The following is a 24,358-nucleotide window of genomic DNA, read 5'->3' as shown; positions in this document are numbered from 1 at the left end:
GCATTACCGAATGCCGTCCTGAAGCGGAGCCCGATCCGCATTATGATCGCTTTATGGCCGGCCCGGTCCAGTCCATAGAGAGGGCGGCGGCGATCCTTCGTCTGCTCGCCGGCGGTCCGCGTCGGCTGGGCCTCGGCGAGGTGGCGTCGTCCCTGGGTCTGGCCAAGGGCACCGCGCACGGCATTCTGCGCACCCTGCAGCACGTGGACTTCGTGGAGCAGGACGCGACGACGGGGAAATACCAGCTGGGAGCCGCACTGCTGCATCTGGGCACCAGCTATCTGGACGTCAACGAGCTGCGGTCGCGCTCCATCAACTGGGCCGACGCCCTGGCCGCCCGGAGCGGGGAGGCCGTACGGCTGGGGACGCCGCTCGAGGGCCGGGTGCTCGTGGTGCACCACGTCTTCCGGCCGGACGACACCCTCCAGACCCTGGACGTGGGCACGCTGCTGCCGCTGCACGCCTCCTCGCTGGGCAAGGTCCTGCTCGCCTTCGGGGCCGAGCCCGTCGAGCCGCTGCTGGAGGCCGGACTGGAGGCCTACACCCGGCAGACCGTTGTGCTCCCGGAGGAGCTCAACCGGGCGCTCGCGGAGATCCGGGAGCTGGGCTGGGCCGCCGAGGTGCAGGAAATGACCATGGGTGAGGCCGGAGTCGCCGCGCCGATCCGCGGGCACGGCGGTCTCGTGGTGGGCGCGCTCGGCGTGTCCGGCCCGGTCGAGCGGATCTGCGACAGCCAGGGCCGGCCGCAACCGCCCCTGATCACCTTGCTGCGGGAGGCGGCGCGGGCGATCTCCAGAGACCTGGGCGCGGCTCGCTGGTAGGTCCCGGCGCCGCCGCGACGCATCGGAAGGCAGACCCGATCATGGTTGAACGGTATGTGATGTCCATCGACCAGGGGACCACCTCCACGCGATGCATCCTGTTCGACCATCGCGGCCGACTTGTGTCGGTGGTCCAGCGAGAGCATCAGCAGTACTTCCCCCGGCCCGGCTGGGTCGAGCACGATGCCCTGGAGATCTGGCGCAATCTGGAGCGCATCGTGCCGGAGACGGTGTCCAACGTCGGCGTTGACGTCGGGCAGATCGCCGCCATCGGCATCGCCAACCAGCGCGAGACGGCCGTGCTCTGGGACCGGCGGACCGGCGTCCCGCTCGGCAAGGCCGTCGTCTGGCAGGACATCCGCACGGCCCAGCTCATCGAGGAGCTGAGACACGAGCCGGGGGACGACTTCTTCCTCGAACGCTGCTGCCTTCCGCCTTCGACCTACTTCTCCGCGCCCCGCATCCGCTGGCTGTTCGACCACGTGGAAGGGCTGGAGCAGCGTGCCCATGACGGGGAGGTGCTGTTCGGCACCGTGGAGAGCTGGCTGATCTGGAACCTGACGGGCGGTCCGGAAGGGGGTCTGCACATCACCGACGCCACCAACGCGAGCCGCACCATGCTCATGAACATCCGCACCCTGGAGTGGGACGAGGAGCTGATGGAGTTCTTCGGGATCCCACGTGTGATGCTCCCGGAGATCCGGCCCTCGCTGGAGACCTACGGCGAGGCCCGTTCGGTGCTTCCGGGCGTCGGCATCACCGCGGCCCTCGGCGATCAGCAGGCCGCGCTGTTCGGACAGACCTGCTTCTCGCCCGGCGAGGCGAAGTGCACCTACGGGACCGGCAGCTTCCTGGTGATGAACACCGGCACCGATCTCGTACGGTCCCGGCACGGGCTGCTCACCACCGTCGCGTACAAGATCGCGAACCAGCCCACCGTGTACGCCCTGGAAGGCCCGATCGCCGTCACCGGCGCACTGGTCCAGTGGTTCCGTGACCGCCTTGGCCTGATCAGCAGCGCGCCCGAGATCGAGACCCTGGCGCGCACCGTGGAGGACAACGGCGGCTGCTACGTCGTGCCCGCGTTCTCCGGTCTGTTCGCACCCCACTGGCGCAGCGACGCACGCGGCGTCATCGTCGGGCTCACCTCGTACATCACCAAGGGCCACCTCGCCCGGGCCGTTCTCGAGGCCACCGGCTGGCAGACACGCGAGGTCGTCGACGCCATGAACGCCGACTCCGCGCTCGCGCTGAAGGAGCTCAAGGTGGACGGGGGCATGACGTCCGACAACCTGCTCATGCAGTTCCTCGCCGATGTGCTCGACGTCCCCGTGGTGCGGCCCCTGGTCGCCGAGACGGTCTCGCTCGGCGCGGGCTACGCCGCCGGCCTCGCGGCCGGGTACTGGCCGGACCTCGAGGTCCTGCGCGGCAACTGGCACCGGGCCGCGCAGTGGATACCGGACATGGACCCCGAGCGGCGGGAGTGGGAGTACGAATCCTGGAAGCGGGCCGTCGAGCGGTCCCTGGGGTGGGTCAGGCCTTCGAAGCGATCATGATGTCCGGCGCGTCCAGGACGCCGGCGTGCGTCACTCGAGGCGGGCCGGCGTTGGAGCCGCTTGCCGGGCGGTGGACTTCGATGCTGCCCGCCGTGTTGCCCGGAGTGGGCGGTTCAGCGCGGGTCCGCCCGGTCCAGGTCGGCCAGCAGCCTCTCCACGTCGGTCATCAGTGACCCGTAGACGTGCCATGCGCCCGGCTTGGTCAGGGTGCCCCGGCCGATCAGATCGGTCATGGTGTCGTGCCAGGCCAGCGCCCCGTCGATCGCTCCCCGCAGCCGCTCCCTGGGTGCCGTCTCGGGTGAGCCCGGCGCCGCGGCCGGTGCGACGAACCCCTGGACAGCCTTTCCCGCCAGTTGCAGGGTTTCGGCGTACCGGTCGAGGAACTGGTGCCCCAGGTGGTGGCCGGCGTGGTGGTCGTGCGCGTTGTCGGCCAGAGTGCGTGCGATGCCGCGCACCTGGAGCGACACTCCGCGCAAGGCGCTGAAGGCCTCGCTGTGGGTCGCATCCCGGCGGCGGGACTGGGCGGCGCAGCGTGTGTTCCAGCGCAGGCTCTCGTCGGCCTGCCGCACCCGTTCCTCCGCGTGGCTGAGGCGCTTGTCCAGGCTGCGCGCCCGGTGCAGCCACGTGTGGGCCTTGGTGGTGAGCTGCCGCCGGGCCAGGCCGGTTCCCATGTCGTGCAGCAGCGCCCCCATCGCGTGCGCGAGGTCGCGGACCGCGGAATCGGACTCGTCCAGGTACAGCGGCGGCAGGACGAGCGCGTTCACGGCGAGGCCGACGGCGGCGCCGGCGAGTGTCTGGAGCGCAGGCGAAAGCAGACTGCCCACGGGATCGGCCGCCGTGGCGGCCAGCGCGATCACCGCGGTGGAGGCGATCTGCAGCCGGTCGTCGGAGGTGCGGCGGGGGCCCGCCAGTACGGCGATGACGACGATGACGGCGACAGCGGCCGCGGTGGCTCCGAGCAGCCGGGCGGTCGCAAGGGCGAGGATCAGCCCGGCGACCCTGGCGACCACGCTCTGGACCGCCTTCGTCACGGATTGGTACACGGTGGAGGCGTTGACCAGGAGCAGCGCGGTGGCGACGGCCAGGTAAGGGCGCCCGCCCGGGGCCCAGGGTGCGACGACGCCCCAGGCGAGCAGCACGGCGATCAGGGTCTTGAGGCCGTGCACCACTTGGCCGGGCCGCCTCCCGCGAAGCCGGTCCCCGAGGCGCCGGCCCGCGCTCGTCGGCACCGTGGCGGTGGGCCGCCTACCCCGACGAATGGTTGAAACTTGCACGACATCGATAGTGGCGTCTTTTGCCGCGTTTATGACGTGACGTCCGTCACGACCTGGATGGGTGGAAGTGTTGGGGCATGGCCCTCGGTCGCCATTTCGGCGGTTGCTCCCGATTGTCATGTGATGCGCTTCACGGTGTTAGTTCATTGTTCAACTAAAGCTGAGCTCGTAATTTGGCTGATGCCGGAACAGAACGGCGAACACCACCGTTCGCACTCACCGAACGATGGGCTGTGCAAGGAGGAAAGACCATGAACAAGCTGGTGCGGCGTCTCACGACCGCGGGCGTCTCGGTTGTCGTCGGGAGCGCTCTCTTCGCCACCGGCGGCTCCGCGTTCGCAGCCACCCCTCAGACAGCCGGGCACACCCCCGCCCGCGTCACTGTCGTCGAGCACCCGACGGTCGCGACCGTCGACGCCCAACGCCCCACAGACCCCTGGATCGCGGACCAGCTGGCGATGGTCGACCCCTGGGTCGTGGACCAGCTGGAGCACTTCGTCCCCTCGGGCAGCGACGGTCACCAGTACGGCGTGAACGACTGGCACCGCAGCATCGACACCTACGTGGCCCACGTGGCCGACGGCCACCGCTCCTGATCCACTGATCGACCACTCCATCCGTGCCGACGCGGCGGCCGGTTGCCACGAGCAGACCTCCTGACACCGGCTCACCACGCAGGCGCTCCCGGCGAGTTGATGCCCGCCCTCCCGGCCCCTACGCGATGCGAGTGGCGGGTTGAGGCCGGACCATGGATGTGCATCCGCCCTCGGGGGCAGGTGCAGACGCCGCCGGAAACGCAACAGGAGCACGCGGTCGTGGACATGAGGCCGGAGTGGTCGTCGCGCCGGTCGCCGACGTCGACAGGACCAAGAGCTTCTACGAGGGCCTGGGATGGCGGCTGGACGCCGACTTCGCCCTCAGTGAGGACCTCCGTGTGGTCCAGCTGACCCCGCCCGTTCCCCCTGCTCGATCATCTCCGGCACCGGTGTCGGCGCGGCAGCGCCAGGCTCCGTCCAGGGCCTGGACCTCGTCGTGACGGACATCGAACGGGCCCGAGCCGAGCTCAGCGACCGCGGCGTCAGCGAGGTGTTCCATGACGAGGGCGGGGTGTTTCACCGTGCCGGGACCGACGGGCGGGTGACCGGTCCGGACCCCTGAACGAGGCAGCTACGCCTCCTTCGTCTCCTTCAGCGACCACGACGGCAACGGCTGGGTGCTGCAGGAGGTCACCACACGGCTATCGAGCCGCTGACCGCGGACCGGCCGCTCTACGTCGCCACCGGCCCGGGCAGGGTGAGCTTCTCCCGCAGTTGGCCCCGGGAGGTGATGCCCAGCTTCGGATAGATGCGGTACAGGTGGGCTCCGATGGTGCGCGGCGAGAGGTAGAGCTGCCGCCCTATCTCCCTGTTCGAGAGCCCGGACGCGGCCAGTTGCGCGATCTGCAGTTCCTGCGGGGTGAGCAGGTCCCAACTCGAGGGACTGCTCGGGGCACTTCCCTCGCCGGCGGAACGGAGCTCCTGGCACGCGCGCTCGTACCAGGGCTCGGCCCCCAGGGACGCGAAGGAGTCCTTGGCCATCCGCAAAGGCGTACGGGACTCCATCACCCGGCGCTTGCGCCGCAACCACGCGCCGTGGGCGAACAGCAGCCGGGCCCGCGTGATGGGATTCTGGGACAGATCCGGATCGTAGGCCGCCCGGAACCGCTCCTCTGCCTCCTCGTCGTCCGCCAGGAGTGCATGGGCGAAGGCCAGGTTGGTCCGCACCAGGCAGGTTCCGGTGGACGGTTGAAGTTGACCGGGTTGCCGAGCACCGCACGCGCCGCGCTCAGTGAGGAGATCGGCAGCGGGAGCACGCCCTGGAAGGGGGCCGGGGCGATCGCGACCGACGCCGCGGACATGCCGCGGCCGGCGAGGATCTGGGTGATCAGACCGCCGAAGGAGTGGCCGATCACGGCCGGCTTGCGCTCCAGCTTGCCGATGAGGTCGGCGAAGTGGTCGGCGACTTCTCCGACGCTCTTGCCGGCGAAGACCTCGGGGTGCGCGTTGGCCTCCTCCACGGTCTCCGGGTCGTCGGGCCAGCCGCGGTATAGCCGGCCTCCTCGAACACGGTGGCCCACCGGTCCCAGCTGCTCGGCAGCAGCCACAGTCCATGGACGAAGACGACGGGTGGACGACCCGAGGCGTTGGCCCGCTCGATGCGTTCGAGGTCGGTGGCAGCAGACACGGTGATTGCCCCTCTCTACGGTGACTCCGGTCCTCAGAATCGCAACGGACCCGGGCGGGGAGGAGCACAGTCGCGCAGATGTGCGGTGTGGGAACAGCGCGGGGCACCACCGGAGAGGAAGTAGCCCGGCAACGGCCCCGAGGACCGGTCCGGCTTGCGTCAACGGACCCTGGGCGTGGGCTCGGTGAGGTGGCCTCCGGGCAGCTGTGCCGGAGGGCGCTGTGCTTGTACTGAGCCGTCCGCCGGCTACTCCCCGCCCTCGGCCCCACGCGGGCGGCACTCCGGACGTAAACCCGTCCTGTCATGTGCGAGGCGGGGTTGCCGTGTTGGGCGAACCGCTCAGTGGCAGTCGTACGTGAACTGGACGCTTGCGGTGCGGCGCGTGGGGGACAGCACACGGAGTTCCGCCGTGGCCGCGTAGTGGCCCCGGCCTTGGAAGGTCCACAGCAGGTGGACCCGTGCCTGGTCGTGGCCGCGGGCGACGGCCGCGTGCAGTACGGCCGAGGCTGTGCCGTCGTTGCGCACCCAGCGGTAGGAGAGCGTGCCCTTCCGGCTGTTCGTCCGGAGGACTCCGACGAGATCCGCGGTCCCGTCGCATCCCACGGTCTGCTGCGCGGCCGTCACGGTGACCTCGCGTACGGCGACGGGCGCCGAGAAGTGCTCCTGCCAGAGCAGGAACACGACGACGGCGATCAGCACGAGCGCAGGCAGCGCGTGTCGGCGGAGGCGGCCGCGTGGACGCGCCGTCGGCGCCGCCGCCTGGGGAAGTGTGGCGTGCATGCGGTGCGCGAGAGCGGCCGTGACTCCGGGGCCGAAGCGCAGAACGGTGCCGTCGACGCGGTCGGGCGACGCCGCGACCGCCGGGACGTCCACCACGGTGGCGTCGCCGTGCGGCCGTTGGATCCAGTGGCTGGACAGCACGGTGGCGCTGTATTCGTCGCTGTCCCCAGGTGCGTCCTGCGTAGACGGGTACTGCGCCTTGGGCAGGTGCCTTGTCGTCGAGTCCGGCGCGGGCAGGCGGTCGTCGGGCGCAGTCATCGGATCTCACACTGCCGGGTCAGGAGTTGCTGCGAGGCGGCGCCACTGCCGGGGGCCGGGTTGGTCGTGGCCTGCACCGTCCAGTAGCAGCCGGTTCCCTGGAAGGTGTGGTCGATGGTGAGCGTGTACTGCGTCGCGCCGCTTCGCTGAGAGGAGGTGGGCTCACCGTCCGCGGAGCCCGGTTGCCCGCTGGCGTTGCCCGTGAACCAGCCGACGCTGATCGAGACCGGTCCGGTGCCGTCCGTGGTGACCGTGATCGTCGCGGTCGCCGTGGCCGGGCCCGTCTGCTGGAAGTTGGCCACCGCTACCTCCTTGACCGCCGCCGGAGCGGGCGCTGACGGGGAAGTGACTGCCGTCGGGCTGGTAGAGCCCGGCGGGGTGGGGGGCGCGGTCGTCCCCCCGGCGCCGGCCGTGGCCCCCGGCGGTGCGGCGGAGGCGGTGACCGGGGCCGACGGCGGACCGGTGTCGCCGGGGCCCGGTCCGGACGGCGAGGCAGCGGGGGCCGTGGTGGTCGGCGGCGCTTGCGTCTCTGCGGTGGGAGCGACCGGGTCGGCGCCGGAAGCGGGCGTGGCGCTCGTGGTGGCCAGGGCCTGCGCCGCCTGCCCGGCGACCCCGACCCCGGGATCGTCGCCCTGCGCCAGAAGGATCGCGAGGAGCAGAGCGACCGCCGACACGGCGATGCCCCCCCACGTGGGCCGCCAGGCGTGGAGGCGTCCCCCGCGAGGACCCGAGGCCAGCACCGTGCGGGCTGTGTCCGTGGGCGCGTGGGACGTCTCCCGGACGGAAGGCCGCAGAAACAGCAGCAGAGCCACCAGCGAGGCGAGCCCGCCACGGCCGCGCTCCTCCCAGTTGCCCCCGTAGGAGACGACGGCGGTCTCCTCCAGATCGGCGACGAACGCCGCCGCGTCCGCCGGACGCCCCGCCGCCGACTTGGCCAGTCCCCGGCAGACCAGCGAACGCACCGCCTCGGGCACGTCCTCCACGGGTACGGGCGCCTCCACGTGCTGGAGCGCCAACTCGGCCAGGTTGTCGCCCGAGTAGGGCTTGCGGCCCGTCAGGCATTCGAAGAACGTGGCGGTGGCCGCGTACACGTCGCCGGCGGGGGAGGCGGGTGCGCCCGTCCATTGCTCCGGGGCCATATAGGCCGGGGTTCCGGCGATGCCTGCCCTGACGCCGGAGTCCACCGCGATGCCGAAGTCGACGAGCTTGGACACACCCTCCGGCGTGACCAGGACGTTCTCCGGCTTGTAGTCCCGGTGGACCACACCGACCCGGTGCGCGTCGGCCAGGCCGAGCAGGGAGCCTTTGAGCACGACCAGCGCGGACTCGGGGGAGAGGGGGCCCTGCCTGGACAGCAGGGTCCGCAAGGAGACGCTGTCCACCAGTTCCATCACGATGGCGGCGCCCTGCGTCGCCTCCACGTACTCGTAGAGTCCGGCGACGTACGGGCTCTCCAGGCCGCCGAGCAGTTGCGCCTCGGCGCGGAATCCGTGCACGAAGTCCGGGCGTGTCCGCAGCGAATCGCTGAGGTACTTCACGGCGACCGGCACACCGGTCTGCTCGTGCACGGCCTGTACTACGCGCCCACTTGCCCCTGAACCGAGCTCGACCGACTCGGAATACCCCGGTACCGCCCACGCCGTCATCGCAGTCCCCCCTGCCGCGGCTTCCAAAGGCTCCTTGCCCGCAGGAGCTTCGGACCACGCGGACAGAGACACGTTTTCGGCGGGTTCGGTTGCAGGCGTCCGGACCGGCCCACCCGTGGGCCCGGGCGTGACCGGGGACCACATGGCACCGGATGTACCGGGCCGACACCACCGGCGGGCCACCTCCCCGACAGCCGCGGTGAAGTCGGTCCGCGGACCGGCCGGCGCGCCGAGGACGGGATCGCCGAGTGGGCACTGACGTACCGCTCAAGCGGACCCGTCTCCGGCGCCGCCGCGCCGCTGCCCCACTACACCGCGGTGAATCCGCCGTCGACGGTGAGGGTGGCGCCATGGACCTGGGACGCCTCGTCGCTCGCGAGGAACACCACGGCGGCGGCCACCTCCTCCGGGGTGCCGGCGCGGCGGGAGGGCATGCGCGCGATGATCGGGGTCAGGTGCTCCCCCATCGCCGCCACCTTCTCCGTCAGAGTGGGGCCGGGCGCGACGGTGTTGACCCGGACTCCCTGCGGCCCGTACTCCGCGGCCCACGACGTGGTGAGCGAGTGCACAGCCGCCTTGGTCATGCTGTAGAGCGCCGACTGCGCCGTCCCCCGCATACCGCTGATGGACCCCAGATTGACCACGGCGCCGTGGCCGCGCTCGGCCATGGACGGTGCCAGCAGGCCGGTGAGGAGGAACATCGACCGCACGCTCACGGCCAGCGCCTCGTCGATGGTCTCCTGTGCCACCTCTGCGGTGGGGGTGGGCGTGAGCAGGAGTGCCGCATTGTTCACGAGCACATCGATCCGTCCGCCGGCCGCGGCGACCGCGTCGGTGGCGAAGCGCCCGATCACATCGGCGCCCGAGGACAGATCCGCCTTGACGAAGGCCGCCGCACCGCCGTCCTTCTCGATGCGCGCCACCACGTCAGCTCCGCGACGCTCGTCGCGTCCGCTGACGACGACGAAGGCGCCCTCGGCGGCCAGGGCCTCCGCGATGGCGGCGCCGAGGCCCGTGGTGGAACCGGTGACCAGGGCCGTCCGCCCGGTGAGTCGCTGAGTCATGATGCCGTGCCTTTCTGCGCTGAATCGCCTGGGAACGGCAAACCTGCCACCCAGAAAATGGACCTGCAAGTCCAGAAAATGGCAGGATGGTGGCATGGCATCACGACTGACCGCCAAGGGCGCGGCCACCAGGCAACGCATCATCGAAGGAGCCGCGGAGGAGATCCGCGAGCGCGGCGTGACCGAGACGACCCTGGACGACATCCGCTCCCGCACGGCCACCAGCAAGAGCCAGCTCTTCCACTACTTCCCCAGCGGCAAGGAGGAGCTCCTGCTCGCCGTGGCCCGGCACGAGGCCGGCCGCGTCCTGTCCGACCAGCAGCCCTACCTCGGCGAGCTCACCTCCTGGGGGGCCTGGCGCAACTGGCGGGACGCGGTCGTCGACCGCTACCGCCGGCAGGGCCAGCGGTGCCCGCTCGGCATGCTGACCTCCCAGCTGACCCAGGCCACGCCCGGCGCGCAGGCCGTCACCACGGAACTGCTCGCCTCGTGGCAGGCCCAGATCGCCGCCGGAATCCGGGCCATGCAGGACCGGCGCGAGATCTCAGCCGGCCTCGACGCCGACCGTGCCGCAGCCGCCCTGCTCGCGGGCATCCAGGGCGGCGTCTCGATCCTCATGGCCACCGGCTCTCTCGCGCACCTCGAAGCAGCCCTCGACCTGGGCATCGACCGGCTCCTCGGCGCTCCCGCACCGGAGCCCGGGGCGCCGGCGGGCTGACAGACCCGGCGGGAACGGCAAAGGGGCGCCTGCCGGGCATTTGCCCACCCATGAGGGCCGGGCTTGTCAAGCGTAGAAGTGCCCCCGACCTGCGGCTTTTTGTTGTTCGCCGAGGTGCTTTCCTTTGCGGGTCTTCCTCGTGCTCGTCTGGCAGGGCTGCCGTGCAGGGCCCTGGACCGGGAGCGAGGAAGCGTCACCAATGTTCAGGGGTTTGGTCGTTGACGTCCCCGATGTGCTGATGGTCTGGCGGAGTGAGCTCACATCCACCCATTCGGCGTCTGGCCGTGCGGGCCGGCGCCATGACCGTGGTTCGGGGGATCCGGGCTGCTCAGTCAGGTCATCGAGCACGGGCGACAGCCCGTCTCATGGGCAAATGCGAGCTCACCCGGGGTCTGCGACCGCCCCTGGCGGTTGTCGTCGGCTGGTGTCATCGAGTCCTCTGCCGGTCGGGTGGGGCCTGGACTGCGCGCAGCAGATGGTAGGCGCGGGCCAACAGGCGGCGGGCGATCGCGGTGGTGGCGATCTTCTTGCCCCGGCGCCGGGCGAGGCGCTGGTAGGAGGCGGCGAACTCCGGCGACCGCTTGGCGGTCTGGGCGGCTTCACACAAGATCCACCGTAGCCAGTCCGAACCTTGTTTGGAGATGTGGCCGTGCCGGACAGTCATGTCCGAGCCGCGGACCGTCGGGGTGAGCCCCGCCCACGCGGTGAGCTTGCGGGCGGAGGGGAAACGGCTGATGTCACCGATCTCGGCAACGATGATCAGGGCGGTGAGCGTACCCACCCCCGGCAGCTGGGTGAGGGATTTGACCCGCGGATCACCACGGGCGTGCGCGACTAGCTGCTGGTCCAGGGCGTCGATCGGCTCTTTGAGCGCGTCCATCAGGACCAGAAGATCGTCGACCACGCGGTGCGAGGCGTCCGGCAGGTCCAAGCCGTCGAGCCAGACCCGTCCCGGAGCGGTGAAGTAGCCGCCCGGCCGGTCGCAGCCGTAGTCCGCCAGGACGGCATGGACACGGTTGCGTAGCAGCGTGCGCAGACGCACTAGCTGGCAGCGGTGACGCAGCAGAGCCCGTTGCTGGCGCACATCCAGCGGGGCGATCCACGCCTCCGGCAGCAGATCCGCACGGAGCAGTTGGGCAAGGGTCGCCGCGTCGACCTTGTCGTTCTTCAGCCGCGCGGAGGCGATGGCCTTGCACCGCAGCGGGTGCACCAGGTGCGGCTCGAAGCCGTAGTCCTCCAGCAGTTCCACCAGCCATCCCCAGCCGTAGGCGGCCTCGAAGGCCACCGGGGCTCCGATCGGAAGATCACCGATCACCGAGAGCACCGTCTCGACCCCGTTGGGCACGTTCCGATTCACCTGCACCGCGCCATCGTGATCAACGACCGCGATCTGTGAGCGCTTGCGGTGCACGTCGATGCCGACGTAGACCGACATTGAGGGCCTCCTTCCCGAGCACGTATGGGACCCGGAACCAGAATCCACCGGGCTGTGCAGGGAAAGGGGCCCGGCCCTCATAGAGTCAGATCAGGCGCCCCTTTTCCGGCTCTCCTGCCGTATGCGTGGGTGCTGTGGCCTGGGCTGATACGTGAAACACGCCGCTTCCTGTGATCCTTGAGGTGTCTAGGCTCAAGTTTGATCAAGCAGAGAAACGGCGTGTCTGTCTTCAGCATATGGAAGCGGTCCCTGACGGCGGAAAACACCGTGGTCGAGGGCGTCCGGATCGATGAGAACGAACAATGTGTGGTCGTGTCGGTACGGCCCGATGCCCGCCGTCGGCAGCGGTGCGGCCGGTGCGGACGGCCGGCGCCCTGGTTCGACGCGGGGCGGGGCCGGCGTCGGTGGCGAGACCTCGACCACGGCGTGATGCGGGTCTTCCTGGAGGCCGACGCGCCGCGGGTGGACTGCCGCCGACACGGGGTGACGGTGACGGCGGTGCCCTGGGCCCGTCACGGTGCCAGACACACCTACGCCTTCGATCAGCAGGCCGCCTGGATGGCCTCGGAGTGCTCCAAGAGCGCGACCGCACAGTTGATGCGGACTTCCTGGCGCACGGTCGGGTCGATCGTGGAGCGGGTGGTCGCCGACCGTGACCGGGCCGTCGACCGGCTGGCGGGGCTGACCCGGATCGGCATCGACGAGATCAGCCACCGCAAGGGGCAGAAGTACATGACCGTCGTGGTGGACCACGAGACCGCGAAGGTGGTGTGGATGGCCGACGGACACGGCAAGGACGTCCTCGACCGCTTCTTCGACGCCCTCGGCAAGCAGCGCACCGCCAAACTCACGCACATCAGCGCCGACGGCGCCGCCTGGATCGCCCAGGTCCTGGCCGACCGGGTCGCCTCGGCGGTGCGCGTGATGGATCCCTTTCACGTGATCGCGTGGGCCACCGACGCCCTGGATGTCGAACGCCGTGCCTCGTGGAACCGCGCCCGCCACCAGGCCACCGACCCGGACACCGCCCGGGCGCTGAAAGACTCCCGCTTCGCGCTGTGGAAGAACGAGGCAGACCTCACCGATCGGCAGGCCGCGAAACTCACCTGGATCGCCGCCACCGATCCCCGCCTGCACCGCGCCTGGCGCCTGAAGGAAGCCCTCCGCGCGGTATTCACCCTGGCCAAGACCCGGCCTACCGCCGCCCTGTCCGCTCTGGACCGCTGGATCGGCTGGGCCCGCCGCTGCCGCATCGACAGCTTCATCGACCTCCAGCGCCGCATCCGCCGCCACCATCAGGCGATCCGCGCCGCCTTGACCACCGGCATGAGCAACGGACTGATCGAGAGCACGAACACCAAGACCCGCCTGATCATCCGACGCGGCTTCGGCTTCCACACCGCCGACGCCATCATCGCCCTCGTCATGCTCACCCTCGCCGGCGACCGCCCCACCCTCCCCGGCCGCCAACCCACCACAGAATGACCCACACATACGGCAGGAGAGCCCCTTTTCCGGTGTCTAGAAGAAGCCCAGCTTCTTCGGCGAGTACGACACCAGGAGGTTCTCCGTCACTGTCCGAACAGGGCATCACTCTGCTGCGACACCGCCTCGGGGAGCCCGGCATGACCGCGCAGACCACGGACGTCCTGGTGATCGGCGGGCAGCGTCGTCTACTTCGCCGCCTCGCTGCGCACGTCGTCCTTCGTCTTCGAACGCCACGGCAGCATCGGCCGTCGGCTGTGGCCGGCCACCCTGACCCGGGCGCCCTCGACCCCTGGTACGACCGCGTCGAGGAGGCACTGCCGGTCACCCGCACCGACTGGCCGGACGTGTCCTACGCGGGCGGGGTGCTGGTCGCCGCCTGCCAGCGGGCCGGACACACCTGCAACCCCGTCCCGGTGGCCGTCGACACCGACACCGACACCTGCACCAACTGCAACTGGATGCTCTCCGGCTGCCGGTTCGACGCCAAACGCTCCCTGGTGCTCAACTACCTGCCCGCCGCGGAGGCCCACGGCGCGGACATCCGCCCGCTGCACGAGGTGCAGACCGTCACCCCCTCGCCCCTGTCCGGCTACCGCTACACCGTCCTCGACAGCTACGGCTGCACCGCGCAGGCCGGGATCATCCACGCCAAGGTCGTGGTGCTGACCGCCGGAGCCGTGGGCACACCCGTGATCCTCCAGCGCTCCGCACTGCTCCTCGGAGGCGTCCCGGCCGCCGTGGGACGCTACTTCTCCGGCAACGGCAACGGCAACGGCAACGGCAACGGCAACGGCAACGGCAACGGCAACGGCAACGGCAACGGCAACGGCAACGGCGACCGCGTCGGCGTCGCCGACGTGGACGAGGGCAAGGCGCGCTCACTGCTGGGACTGTCACGCCCCGACGGCTCCGCCTACCAGCGGCTGCCCATCACCGCCGCCAGCTACGACCACCTCGACCCCACCGCCCCGGAGTACTGCCGCTTCACCGTCGAGCAGATCTACTCCCCCCGCCGACCAACCTGCTGGCCCAATTGGCGGGATCGCCCACCTGGTTCGGCACCGAGAAACGGAACGTGCGGGCCCGGTGGCGCTCCTGGTTCACCCTGCTGGCCATGACCGAGGACGACGACGAGGGCACCTTCGGGATCGTCCCGCTCACCGGCAGCTTCACCCGGCTGGCACCCGGGCTCGGACAGCGCAGCATGACCTACCACCCCGCATCCCGTACCCGCACGGCGTGGGACCGGGCCGACACCGCACTGCGGGCGATCCTGGAGAAGGACGGCCTCTCCCGGGTCCGTCCGTGGAGCGAGTACGTCGCCGGCACCGTCACGGCCCATCCGCTCGGCTCGGCCCGCATCGGCGACGACCCCGCCACCAGCGCGCTCACCGACGGCCACGAACTGCGCGGCCACAGTGGGCTGTTCGTCACCGACGGCGCCGCCGCCCCGACCTCCCTCACCGTCAACCCCTCACTGACCATCGCGGCCCTCGCCGAGCGCGCCGTCGCCGCGATCGCCACCCGCGCCGCCGAGGCCGGGGTCCCGGTCCGCCGCGACATCCCGCTGCCCGGCCGCTGACGGTCCTGTGGAACGAGGCGGAACGGAATGGAACGTCGGAAGAAGGAGATGAGTTCGACCTTTCCTGGGAGACATGGCGTGGGTATCTCGCGAAGAAGGCTACTGACGACGACCGGAGCGGGTGTGGTGGCGGCGGCCATCGACGCGAGCGGTTTCCGCGCCGCTGCCGAAGCCGCCACCTCTATCGGCGCCGGAAAGGCGGCGGCCGCCTCCGCGGCGGACGCACGGGTGCTCACCACGTGGGACCAGACGGTGCAGCGGGCGAGCTACGCCCAGGGCGTGGGCTACCAGCGGCTCGTCGCTGGGCCGGGGGAGCCGCACACCATCCGCACCGACCTCTGGAACCGCTTCGGCCCCCCGACGATGGCGCTGGCCGCCTTCGCACAGATGACCGACCTGCACATCGTGGACGACCAGTCGCCCGCCCGCCTCGAGTTCATGGACCGCTACGCCGACGCCGGCGCCCCGCACTACGCCTCGTACCCCACCGATTCGGCCTACCGGGGCCACGAGTTCCTGTCGACGCAAGTCGTCGACGCGATGTGCCAGGCCATCGCCGGGATCGGCAAGGGTCCGCGGAGCAAGAAGCCGCTCCAATTCACCATCGTCACCGGCGACGCGATCGACAACTGCCAGCACAACGAGAACCGCTGGTACATCGACCTGCTCGACGGCGGCCAGACCATCGTCCCGGACTCCGGCCGTATTGGCCTGGACCAGAGCTTCTCCAGCGGCGCCCTGACCGGCGGCGGCACCAAGGACAACCACTACTACTACCCCTCGGTGCCCCCGCAGCAGTTGCCGGGCAACCAGTACACCGGCACGTCGGGACTCGGATTCCCCTACGTCCCGGGCCTGCTGGACGCGAGCGGCGTGGTGGGCGCGGCCCGCCGGCCGTTCGTCTCGCACGGCCTCGGCATGTCCTGGTACGCGGCGTACGGCAACCACGACGGCCTGTGGCAGGGCAACGAGCCCATCGACAACAACCTCGTCGACGTGCAGGGCATGACGGTCGGCTCGACCAAGACCACCGGCACCTCGGCCGACCTGCCGGACAACTACAGCGACCTCGGCACCTTCGGCAAGCTGATGGTCGCCTGGGACCTGGAGGGCACCCGGGTCGTCGCGGACCCCAACCGGCGGCTGCTCAGCCGCAAGGCGTTCATCCAGGACCACTTCAACACCGCCGGTCTGCCGGTCGGTCACGGATTCCAGGGCGTCGGGATCGACAAGGCGTACTACGCGATCCCGTCCGGCTCCGGCGACCTGATCCGCTGCATCACCCTCGACTCCACCAACACCAACACCGACGGCTTCGGCTCCGGCGCCGCGGGCGGCTCGATCGACACCGACCAGCTCAACTGGCTGGAACAGCAGCTCAGGGCCAACAGCTCACGCTACATCGACACCAACAACCACATCGTCACGCAGAGCGGTGTGCAGGACAAGATGTTCGTCCTCTTCTGCCACCACACGCTCAACACCATGGACAACCTCGACGACGGCATCTTCGGCGGCATCTTCGGGGACCGGCACACCGGCGACGAACTCAAGGCGCTGCTGCTGCGCTACCCGAACGTGATCGCCATGGTCAACGGACACACGCACGCCAACAAGATCGTCCCCCATCCGACGCCCGCGGGCAGCCCGATCTACGGCGGCTTCTGGGAGATCTCCACGGCCTCGCACATCGACTGGCCCATCCAGAGCCGCATCATCGAGATCATGGCGAGCCCCGACGCGCAGAACGCGGGCGAGTTCGGCTCCGCCGCTGGGCCCGCCACCATCTCCATCTTCACCACCATGGTCGACCCCGCCGCGCCCCTGTCCTTCGGCGGCGACACCAGCACCCCCGCTCAACTGGCCTCCCTGGCACGGGAGCTGGCGACCAATGACCCGCAGGAGGTGAACCGCGGCATCACCAACCGCATGGGTGTCATCCAGGACCGCAACACCCAGCTGCTGCTGCCGGCCCCCTTCCCGCTGCGCGCCCCGCACCCGCTCGGTTCCCCGATCGCCGCGGGCCGCAACAAGGACGGACGGCTGGAGCTGTTCGGCACGGACGCGCAGGGCAACCTGTGGAACACCAGCCAGCAGACCGTCGGCGGCGCCCTCCAGCCCTGGACCAAGCTCGCCACCGGACCGGGCTGGCAGTCCGTCACCGCCGGCAGCCACCAGGACGGCCGGGTCGAGCTGTTCGCCATCGACCAGAACGGCTCCGTGACCCGCCGCGCGCAGACCAGCGCGGGCAGCAGCACCTACACGGCACCCCAGCAGTTCGACTCCGCCTTCACCTCGGCCACCGTGGTCCAGGACCAGTGGGGCGGCATGCAGGTCTACGCGACCCGCACCGACAACACCATCCGCCACCGCTGGCAGGACTTCCTCAACGACGACACCGCCTCGAACGGCTGGTTCACCCCCTGGACCCAGCTCGGCGGCACCGCGATCCAGCTCGCCGTCGAGACCGGCTCCGACGGCCGCGCGGTGCTGGTCGCCATCAAGGAGGACGGGCTCCTCATCCAGCGCAAGATGAACGTCGCCAACGCGCAGACGGAGAGCGAGTGGGGCGGGGTACTGCCGGTCGACGGCATCCTGGACTCCATCGACATGGCCCGCAACCTCGACGGACGCCTGGCGATCTTCGGCACCAACCCGGATGGGATGCTCTGGCGCCGCTTCGAGACCGCCCCCGCCGCAGGCACCTGGCAGTCCTGGGCGCAGATGCCGACGCAGTACGGCACCACCACGCTGCGGATGCGCCACGTCGCCGCCGAGCGCAACGGGGCCGGGACGATCGAGCTGTTCGCCGTCGACGACACGGGCACGCTCTACCACTGCACGCAGACCGCCCCCAGCAGCGCCACCTGGTCGGCCTGGGAGTCTTACCAGATCCAGCTGCGTCCCACGCACACCTCCGCCGGGCTGTGACAGCCCCGGCGACACCCGATCCGTCCCGCTGTTCCACCTGAACACAGGTGCCGGACCCGCCGCCCAGCGGCGGGGCCGGCACCTGCGCGGGTTCCCGCCTCCCGCCGCAGCCGTCCCGTCACGGGCCCTCAAGACCCACCGACCCCTTCGCCCTGGCCGCCGGCCGGGGCACGCCGCTTCCGGGCACCGGTCGGCCGATGATTCAGCAGGGGGCGAGCGGAGGGCGGGTCAGGACCGCGCAGTACCTGCTCAACACCAGGGGAGCCGCGCTGAGGGTGGACGGCGTCTTCGGCTCGTCCACCGGCGGGCGCGGTGCAGTCCTTCCAGCCGAGCCGTGGTCTGGCCGCTGACGGGATCGTCGGATCCGCGACCTGGAGGGCACTCGCCGTCGCCGTGCAGCAGGGGAGCGCCGGACCCGCGGTGACGGCGTTGCAGCGCCAGCTCAACGCCCACGGGGCCGCGCTGAGCGTGGACGGCGTCTTCGGCTCGTCCACCGGCGGCGCGGTGCGGACCTTCCAGTCCGCCCACGGCCTGCCGTCCGACGGGGTCGCCGCGGCCACGACCTGGCAGACGCTGATCGCGTGTGAGGCACACGGCGGTGTGAGGTCCATCGCGCTGAGAGCCTGGCCGCGCTGTGAGGCCGGGCGCGCCGCGACGCTGATCGTGCTGTGACGTGATCGCACTGCGCGACGCCGACCGGCCGGACGACCAGGCTCCCCACCCGGGACCCGGCCGGCCGGTCGGCTCCCCGCACGAGTGGGCCGAAGGGGCCGAGCGGGCCGAGCGGGCCGAGCGGGCCCTGAGCGTGCGCACATGACGGTGCCGGACGTGCGTCACGTGGGCCAGTAGGAGCACCGCACCCCGGTGTGCACGGTGTGGCGCAGGTGTTCGCCGATCAACGGGTCGGCATCCGTGATCCGTTGCAGCGCGCGGCGGATCGCCTTGCCCACGGCGATCCGCGCCCGTTCGTCGCCCTCGGCGAAGCGGCGCAGGCGTCCGCCCAGCCCCGCCGCACCGGTCAGCTGCGTCACCAGCCAGTCGTGTTCGCGGCGGGCCCCGGCAGCGTCCTCGTGTTCGTCCCGCGACTCCAGGTCGTCGATCTCGGCACGCAGACCCGCCACACGGTGCCGGTACTCGTCCACCGCCGCGGGGTCCAGGGTCGGTTGCTGGGACAGAGCGCCTGTGCCGACGGCACCTTCGAGCGCGGTGAGCCCGGCCACGAGGTCGACAGCCCGGATCTCCTGGCGCGGGTTGGCGATGAGCACCGTGAGATGGAACATCCCGATGCTGTGCTCGACCAGCGTGCTGCGCCGGCCCAGGCCGATCCGCCATTTGCGGCCCTGGCGGGCACATGTCGCCTCCGTGCCCGGCGACTCCTCCTCCGGATCGCCGGGCCGTCCCGCCGCTTCCGGCGTCGTGGCCGCCAGCGCCTCCTCCGCGGCGGCGGCCAGCTCACCGCGCGCGGCCGCGTCGTCCTCCGGCCCGGCCCGGCGGGCGAGGGCCTGCGCCAGCCTGCGCCGGGAGGCGATGACTGCGGGCCAGTGCGCCAGCGCGAGGTTGTGCCGTACCGCGGAGTAGAAGTGCTCCACGGCCCTGTCGAGATCTCCGGTCGTCGACGACGCGACCCCGAGAGCGTGCTGCACCGAGCCGAAACAGGCGACGGCGAGGCTGCCCGTCATCGGCAGGTGGCCGAACGGGCTCAGCAGCTCGTACGCCCGGGCCGACGTCTCGACGTCGCCGAGCAGGTGCGCGGCCTCCACGATGCCGTTCATCGTCACCAGCCAGCTGCTCGACCGCGGTAGATCGGCGAGGTCGCGGCCGCACAGCGTGGCCAGCGCACCGACTGCCTTGCGCCGGTCCCCGGCCACCGCCGCGGCCACCGCCAGTGCGGCCAGGCCGTGGTTGTCCACGGGGCTGAGCTTGGGCGAGTGCACCAGGTCCCCGAGCGACGGCAGCAGTTCGTCCACGCGTCCCTGGTACCACCGGATCGTGAGCAACTGCCCTTCCAGCCAGACCGTGGCGTCGACGTCACCGGCGGCTGCTCCGCGCTCGGCGCAGGCACGTGCCAGTGCCTCGGCCTGGTCGAGGCGACCCGCCCGGATGGCGAGCATCACCTCGATCGCGCTCACCACGAAACCCACTGCGAGGTGATCCTGCTGGGCCAGCAGGTCCCGCAGCTCGGCCAGGCAGCGCTCGGCATGCGGATCGCCGTCGAGGAACAGATCGACCGTCTGCCACAGGAGACCCATCAGCAGGTCGCTGCGCCGTGCGGTGCGGAAGCTCTCCGCCACGAGATCGACCGACAGTTTCCGGCGTGCGGCGCCGTGGTCCGGGCCGAGCACGCAGTGGTGGGCGAGACTCAGCGCCTCGGCCCGCGCCACCCGGTCGGCCGTCGGCCCCAGCTCCTCGAGCGTGGCGAGAATCGTGGCATGCTCGCCGGCACCGTAGTCGGTCTCGCCGGCGAGCCTGATCCGCAGCCGTACGGTGAGCGGTGAGTCGTGGGGGAGCAGTGACAGCGCGTGGCGCAGCCGTGAGCGCAGCAGCGTGGAACCCGCGACGGTGCGGTGCTCGTGGACCCACAGACCGCCGAAGCCGAGTGCGGCGACGGCCATCGCCGGTGCGTCCCCCGTCCGTTCGGCGATCCGGTAGGCCGCGTCGAACAGCCGCCGACCGGTCTGGAGGTCACCCTCGACGTCCAGCGCCCGGGTGGCTGACGTGAGCAGCGTCTCCAGGTCGGTCGCCGGCTCGGCGCCGGGTCTGGTCGGACCTGGGTCACCCTTCGCCGGTGCGTCCATCCCCTCCATGGCTCCACTTCGCTTCCCGGACGACCGCCTTATCGAGCCGCCCTCTTCGCCGGCTTCCGGCATCGACCAATACCACGACACCGCCGCCGCCGGGACCACGCCTTCCGAGCGGGAGGGCCCGCTCCAGGGCCGTTGCACCGAAGAATGACTGATCAGGCGGTCGATGCCCGGCCGCGGCAGCGGCAGGTCGGCCGCAGGGGAGGTGGCAGAAGAGGCGGCAAGAAAGACCCGGGCGAGATGGAGAAGCTGGGCTCAGACCGTGGCATCGACGCGGACCGAGGTGGTCGGGCCGCTGACCACGGCGGGCACCACGAACAGGGTGGTGCCGACGAGCGTCTGGACCGTGGTGACGTGCAGAGGCCGCACCGCGCGGTCGCTGGTGAGCTGGCCCACCAGCGCCACGTGCGCCCCGCGGACCAGCGCGGCGCCGAGCATCAGGAGGTCACCGGCGCGGGGGTGTGGAAGCCGCTGCCGGACACGAGCAATACGACGGCCAGCAGGCACACGCTGGTGGCCGCGTAGAAGCGCGGGGGCAGCCCGGCGGTGCCCGCCGTGCGGTCCATCAGCGGGGTGAGCACGATGGTGCGGCTGATGATCAGGCCGGCGTTGGCCGCGCTGGTGTGCGCGACACGGTAGGTCTCCAGTACCAGGACGGCCGCCTGGGTGAGCCCGAGCAATGTGCCGACCCGGGCCTCGTCGCGTGTGCAGTTCCGGTGCCGGCGATGGGCGGCGACCAGGGCGAGGCAGGCGATCGCGGAGATCAGATAGTGCGCGAACAGCACCATCAGGACCGGGAGGGCGGAGGTCGCCGTCTTCGCGACGAGGTAGCTGGAACCTCAGTCGACGGCGACCAGGAGAAGCACTGCGTCAGCGCGGCGGCGATCTCGCAGCAGTTGCGCCTGCTGCAACGATCCATCGCCGTCTTGCTCGCCGAACGCGACGGGTGATGGCCGACGCTGGCCAGGCCCTGGCTCGGGTGGCGATCAAGATGGAGACCGTGCTGGCCAAGGCCCGGCACATCGTCGACGACTTCGTCGACAGGCCAGAGGCCGACGTGTCGGTGGCGGCCTTCCGCAGCACGGCCTCGGCCTTCTTCCCGCTCCTCCTGCGCCGGGCCGCCCCCGGACACCCTCCGCTCTCGCTCGCCGACGAGGATGCGCGCGGGACGTGTTTCCCCGCTTGACCCGGGACTACGACCTCGTGCGCGCCCATCACCTCGACCACGAGCCCCCGTGGCCGGCCGTCACCGTCGTCACCCTGCTGCGTGAACCGCTCGACATCGCCATGCCGGCCGACCACCCGCTAGCTGCGAAGCAGCGCGTCGCTCCCCGTGACGTCGCGGACCAGCCCTGGATCACGGTGCACGACGGCTTTCCGCTCATCTCCACCATCGACGGCATCGCCGTCGCCGCGAACCTACGGCTCGACATCGTGCACCGCATCAACGAGTTCGCGGTGGTCGCCGAGACCGTCGCGGCCGGGGGGAGGGCTGGCTCTGATGCCCCGCTGGACGACCCGTCCGCATCCCGCCCTGGTCCTCAGACCGCTCGGCGGCGTGCACGCCCGGCGCCACATTGACGCACTGCACCGCCCGGTACGCGTGGCACGACGAGCCGTACGGACGGTACTCGCCGAACTGCACCGAGCGGCGGCCACGATCCAGTGCCGGGACATGGACACCGGCAAGGGCACGGGGGCCGTGCCCCCGACTGGGGCCGTGACCGGAACCGCGTTATTCCGGCCAGTAGGAACACCGCACCCCGGTGTGAACCGCATGCCGCAGGTGCTCGCCGATCACCGGATCGGCCGCCGTGATGCGGTCTAGCGCCCGCCGGACGGCCTTGCTCACCGCGACCCGGGAGCGTTCCTCCCCCTCGGGGAAGCGACGGGGCCGGCCGCCCAGGCCGGTGGCGCCTGCCAACTGGCCTATCAGCCAGTCGTGTTCGACCTGGGCCGCGGCGGCGCGCTCCTGGTCGTCGGCCGCCTTGAAAGCCTCGAGTTCGGTGCGCAGTCTGGCCAGACGGTTGCGGTACTCCTGGGTCGCCACCCGGTCCAGCACCGGCTGCCCGGACAGGGCCGTGTGCTCGGCGGCCCCGTTGAGCGCCGTCAGCCCCGCCGCGAGGTCGACGGCCCGGATCTCCTGGCGCGGGTTGGCGATCAGCACCACCAGGTGGAGCATCCCCACGCTGTGCTCCACCAGGACGCTGCGACCGCCGAATCCGATCCGCCACTTGCGGCCCAGCCGGGTGCAGAACGCCGCGTGCTGCCCCTGTCCGTTCGGGCCCCGTGACGCGCTGCCGCCCGGTCCCTCGGTCGTGGCGGGCGCCGGGGCCTCGTCGGCGGCCACGGCCATCTCCTCCCGGACGGCGTCGGCCTCGGCCTGCCGCCCCGCCCGTACGAGCGCCTGCGCGAGCCGGTCCCGGGAGGCCGTGACCGCGGGCCAGTGCGCGAGGGCGAGGTTCTGCCGTACCGCGTCCCGGAGGTGGGTCACGGCCCGGTCGACGTCGCCCATGGTCAGCGCGGCCACCCCCAGCGCGTGCTGGGCCGAGCCGAAGCAGGCGACGGCGAGACTGCCTACCATCGGCAGGTGACCGTACGGGCTCAGCAGTTCGTAGGCCCGTGTCGCCGTCGCGGTGTCGTTGAGGAGATAGGCGGCCTCCGCGACACCGTGCATGGTCACCATCCAGCTGCTCGATCGCGGCAGGTCGCCGAGATCGCGGCCGCACAGCGTGGCCAGCGCGCTGGCCGCCTTGCGCCGGTCCCCGGCCGTCACCGCGGCCACCGCCAGCGCGGCCAGGGCATGGTCGTCCACCGCGCTCAGCGTCGGGGAGTTGACCACTTCGCTGAGCAGCGGCACGAGCTCGACCACCCGGCCCTGGTACCAGCGGATAGTCACCAGTTGCGCGGCCTGCCAGACCGTGGCGTTGACGTCTCCGGCGGCGATCCCGCGCTCGGTGCAGGCACTGGCCAGGCGTTCGGCCTCGTCGAGGCGGCCCGCGCGGACGGCCAGCATCACCTCCATCGCGCTCACCACGAAGCCGACTGCCAGATGGTCCTGCTCGGCCAGCAGGCCGCGCAGTTCGGACAGGCAGCGCTCCGCGTGCGGGTCGCCGTCCAGGAACATGTCGACCGTCTGCCACAGCAGGCCCATCAGCAGATCGCTGCGGCGCGAGGTCCTGAAGCTTTCCGCGACCAGCTCGGCGGCCAGTTCCCGGCGCAGCGCGCCGTGCTCCGGGCCGACCAGGCAATGGTGGGCCAGGCTTAGCGCCTCCGCGCGCGCCATGGGATTCCGCCGCGACCTCGCCAGCTGGAGCAGCGTCAGGACCGCCGTGTTGTCGCTGCTGCGGTAGTCGCCCTCCCCGGCCAGCCGGATCCGCAGGCGCAGCGCCAGCGAGGACTGCGGTTCGAGCAACTCCAGCGCCCTGCGTATCTGCGATTCCAGGAGTACGGACCGGGCGACCGTGCGATGCTCGTGCACCCACAGGCCGCCGAAGCCGAGGGCGGCCACCGCCATCGCCCGTTCGTCGCCGGCCGACTCGGCTATGCGGTAGGCGCGTTCGAAGCGGTCCCGGCCGGTGCGCAGATCACCGTCGTCGACGACGGCACGGGTGCCCTCGTCGAGCAGGGTCCGGAGTTCACCGGTCCGCGGGGCGTTGTGCCCGGCCGGGCCGGGAGCGTCCCGCACGGGCGCATCGACATTGTTCACGGCTGTATTTCTCTCCTGGGTGCACTCGACAGCGCCAGGGGAAGCCGGCCGGACCGCCGTGTCGGTCGTGAT

20 protein-coding genes and 3 pseudogenes are annotated in these 24,358 nt (G+C 71.1%); 12 read left to right on the top strand and 11 right to left on the bottom strand.

The annotated features are described in order from the left end of the window. The first annotated feature begins 53 nt into the window (after window positions 1–53). Both ACQEXA_RS09360 and glpK read left to right on the top strand, forming a co-directional pair. Window positions 54–821, top strand: a complete 768-nt coding sequence (locus ACQEXA_RS09360) for an IclR family transcriptional regulator (RefSeq protein ID WP_432935300.1) — start codon at window positions 54–56, stop codon at window positions 819–821. A gap of 41 nt (window positions 822–862) precedes the next feature. Then, window positions 863–2,377 carry a glycerol kinase GlpK gene (gene glpK / locus ACQEXA_RS09355; protein ID WP_433129361.1) on the top strand — a complete coding sequence of 505 codons (1,515 nt, stop codon included), beginning with the start codon at window positions 863–865 and terminating at the stop codon, window positions 2,375–2,377. A 113-nt stretch (window positions 2,378–2,490) separates the two neighbouring features. On the opposite strand, the gene ACQEXA_RS09350 is transcribed toward glpK, so the two are convergent. Further along, window positions 2,491–3,546, bottom strand: a complete 1,056-nt coding sequence (locus ACQEXA_RS09350) for an aromatic acid exporter family protein (RefSeq protein ID WP_432935302.1) — start codon at window positions 3,544–3,546, stop codon at window positions 2,491–2,493. Window positions 3,547–3,902: 356 nt separating this feature from the next. Between ACQEXA_RS09350 and ACQEXA_RS09345 the strand changes: the two genes are divergently transcribed. Then, window positions 3,903–4,247, top strand: coding sequence for a hypothetical protein (locus ACQEXA_RS09345; protein ID WP_432935303.1), 345 nt, complete (start codon window positions 3,903–3,905; stop codon window positions 4,245–4,247). 236 nt (window positions 4,248–4,483) lie between these two features. Beyond that, window positions 4,484–4,903: pseudogene (locus ACQEXA_RS09340) on the top strand (VOC family protein). 16 nt (window positions 4,904–4,919) lie between these two features. Here the strand turns inward: ACQEXA_RS09340 and ACQEXA_RS09335 are convergent. The 5 genes and pseudogenes from ACQEXA_RS09335 to ACQEXA_RS09315 all read right to left on the bottom strand — a co-directional run bounded on the left by ACQEXA_RS09335 (window position 4,920) and on the right by ACQEXA_RS09315 (window position 9,622). Continuing rightward, window positions 4,920–5,414: a response regulator transcription factor gene (locus ACQEXA_RS09335; protein WP_432935304.1), complete on the bottom strand. Its 495-nt coding sequence runs from the start codon at window positions 5,412–5,414 to the stop codon at window positions 4,920–4,922. A 35-nt stretch (window positions 5,415–5,449) separates the two neighbouring features. Beyond that, window positions 5,450–5,707 (bottom strand): annotated as a pseudogene (locus tag ACQEXA_RS09330) (alpha/beta fold hydrolase); the annotation flags it as partial. 506 nt (window positions 5,708–6,213) lie between these two features. Then, complete coding sequence (locus tag ACQEXA_RS09325) at window positions 6,214–6,912, bottom strand: hypothetical protein (protein ID WP_432935305.1); 699 nt, start codon at window positions 6,910–6,912, stop codon at window positions 6,214–6,216. Then, window positions 6,909–8,480: a serine/threonine-protein kinase gene (locus ACQEXA_RS09320; RefSeq protein WP_433129359.1), complete on the bottom strand. Its 1,572-nt coding sequence runs from the start codon at window positions 8,478–8,480 to the stop codon at window positions 6,909–6,911. Before ACQEXA_RS09320 ends, ACQEXA_RS09325 begins: the two co-directional genes overlap by 4 nt. 386 nt (window positions 8,481–8,866) lie before the next feature. Then, on the bottom strand, window positions 8,867–9,622 hold the full coding sequence (locus tag ACQEXA_RS09315) for an SDR family NAD(P)-dependent oxidoreductase (protein WP_433129357.1): 756 nt from the start codon (window positions 9,620–9,622) through the stop codon (window positions 8,867–8,869). 94 nt (window positions 9,623–9,716) lie between these two features. Here ACQEXA_RS09315 and ACQEXA_RS09310 point away from each other — a divergent pair, with 94 nt between their 5' ends. Further along, window positions 9,717–10,340 carry a TetR/AcrR family transcriptional regulator gene (locus tag ACQEXA_RS09310; RefSeq protein WP_432935308.1) on the top strand — a complete coding sequence of 208 codons (624 nt, stop codon included), beginning with the start codon at window positions 9,717–9,719 and terminating at the stop codon, window positions 10,338–10,340. A gap of 427 nt (window positions 10,341–10,767) precedes the next feature. Here the strand turns inward: ACQEXA_RS09310 and ACQEXA_RS09305 are convergent, their stop codons facing one another. Further along, the gene (locus tag ACQEXA_RS09305) at window positions 10,768–11,775 is read right to left on the bottom strand and encodes an IS110 family transposase (RefSeq protein WP_432933167.1); all 1,008 of its coding nucleotides are present in this window, start codon (window positions 11,773–11,775) and stop codon (window positions 10,768–10,770) included. 219 nt (window positions 11,776–11,994) lie between these two features. Here ACQEXA_RS09305 and ACQEXA_RS09300 point away from each other — a divergent pair, with 219 nt between their 5' ends. The 6 genes from ACQEXA_RS09300 (at window position 11,995) to ACQEXA_RS09275 (ending at window position 18,593) form a co-directional block, all read left to right on the top strand. Then, complete coding sequence (locus ACQEXA_RS09300; protein ID WP_433129355.1) at window positions 11,995–13,260, top strand: ISL3 family transposase; 1,266 nt, start codon at window positions 11,995–11,997, stop codon at window positions 13,258–13,260. A gap of 140 nt (window positions 13,261–13,400) precedes the next feature. Then, a complete protein-coding gene (locus ACQEXA_RS09295; RefSeq protein ID WP_433129353.1) occupies window positions 13,401–14,381 on the top strand; it encodes a GMC family oxidoreductase N-terminal domain-containing protein in 981 nt (326 codons plus the stop codon). Next, window positions 14,378–14,845: a GMC oxidoreductase gene (locus ACQEXA_RS09290; protein WP_432935310.1), complete on the top strand. Its 468-nt coding sequence runs from the start codon at window positions 14,378–14,380 to the stop codon at window positions 14,843–14,845. The genes ACQEXA_RS09295 and ACQEXA_RS09290 overlap by 4 nt, the downstream gene beginning before the upstream one ends. 78 nt (window positions 14,846–14,923) lie before the next feature. After that, window positions 14,924–17,776, top strand: coding sequence for a TIGR03767 family metallophosphoesterase (locus ACQEXA_RS09285; RefSeq protein ID WP_433129351.1), 2,853 nt, complete (start codon window positions 14,924–14,926; stop codon window positions 17,774–17,776). 312 nt (window positions 17,777–18,088) lie between these two features. Beyond that, the gene (locus tag ACQEXA_RS09280; protein WP_432935312.1) at window positions 18,089–18,448 is read left to right on the top strand and encodes a peptidoglycan-binding protein; all 360 of its coding nucleotides are present in this window, start codon (window positions 18,089–18,091) and stop codon (window positions 18,446–18,448) included. Window position 18,449: 1 nt separating this feature from the next. Next, window positions 18,450–18,593, top strand: coding sequence for a hypothetical protein (locus ACQEXA_RS09275; RefSeq protein ID WP_433129349.1), 144 nt, complete (start codon window positions 18,450–18,452; stop codon window positions 18,591–18,593). Between the two features lie 16 nt (window positions 18,594–18,609). Here ACQEXA_RS09275 and ACQEXA_RS09270 read toward each other — a convergent pair whose 3' ends face one another. The 3 genes from ACQEXA_RS09270 to ACQEXA_RS09260 form a co-directional block, all read right to left on the bottom strand. Further along, window positions 18,610–20,571 (bottom strand): hypothetical protein, encoded by a 1,962-nt coding sequence (locus ACQEXA_RS09270; protein WP_433129347.1) that lies wholly within the window; start codon window positions 20,569–20,571, stop codon window positions 18,610–18,612. 261 nt (window positions 20,572–20,832) lie between these two features. Then, the gene (locus ACQEXA_RS09265; RefSeq protein WP_432935315.1) at window positions 20,833–21,015 is read right to left on the bottom strand and encodes a hypothetical protein; all 183 of its coding nucleotides are present in this window, start codon (window positions 21,013–21,015) and stop codon (window positions 20,833–20,835) included. Further along, a complete protein-coding gene (locus ACQEXA_RS09260; protein ID WP_432935316.1) occupies window positions 21,015–21,365 on the bottom strand; it encodes a hypothetical protein in 351 nt (116 codons plus the stop codon). The genes ACQEXA_RS09265 and ACQEXA_RS09260 overlap by 1 nt, the downstream gene beginning before the upstream one ends. Before the next feature lie 51 nt (window positions 21,366–21,416). Between ACQEXA_RS09260 and ACQEXA_RS09255 the strand changes: the two are divergent. Continuing rightward, a pseudogene (locus ACQEXA_RS09255) lies at window positions 21,417–22,252 on the top strand (LysR substrate-binding domain-containing protein); the annotation flags it as partial. Between the two features lie 60 nt (window positions 22,253–22,312). Here ACQEXA_RS09255 and ACQEXA_RS09250 read toward each other — a convergent pair. Continuing rightward, window positions 22,313–24,286: a hypothetical protein gene (locus tag ACQEXA_RS09250; protein WP_433129345.1), complete on the bottom strand. Its 1,974-nt coding sequence runs from the start codon at window positions 24,284–24,286 to the stop codon at window positions 22,313–22,315. Window positions 24,287–24,358: the final 72 nt, after the last annotated feature.

The sequence above is a fragment of the Streptomyces sp. CA-106110 genome, assembly GCF_050936285.1.
Lineage (GTDB): Bacteria > Actinomycetota > Actinomycetes > Streptomycetales > Streptomycetaceae > Streptomyces.
The sequence above is the reverse complement of the archived record's forward strand: the minus strand, read 5'-3'. Positions and strand labels throughout refer to the sequence as shown.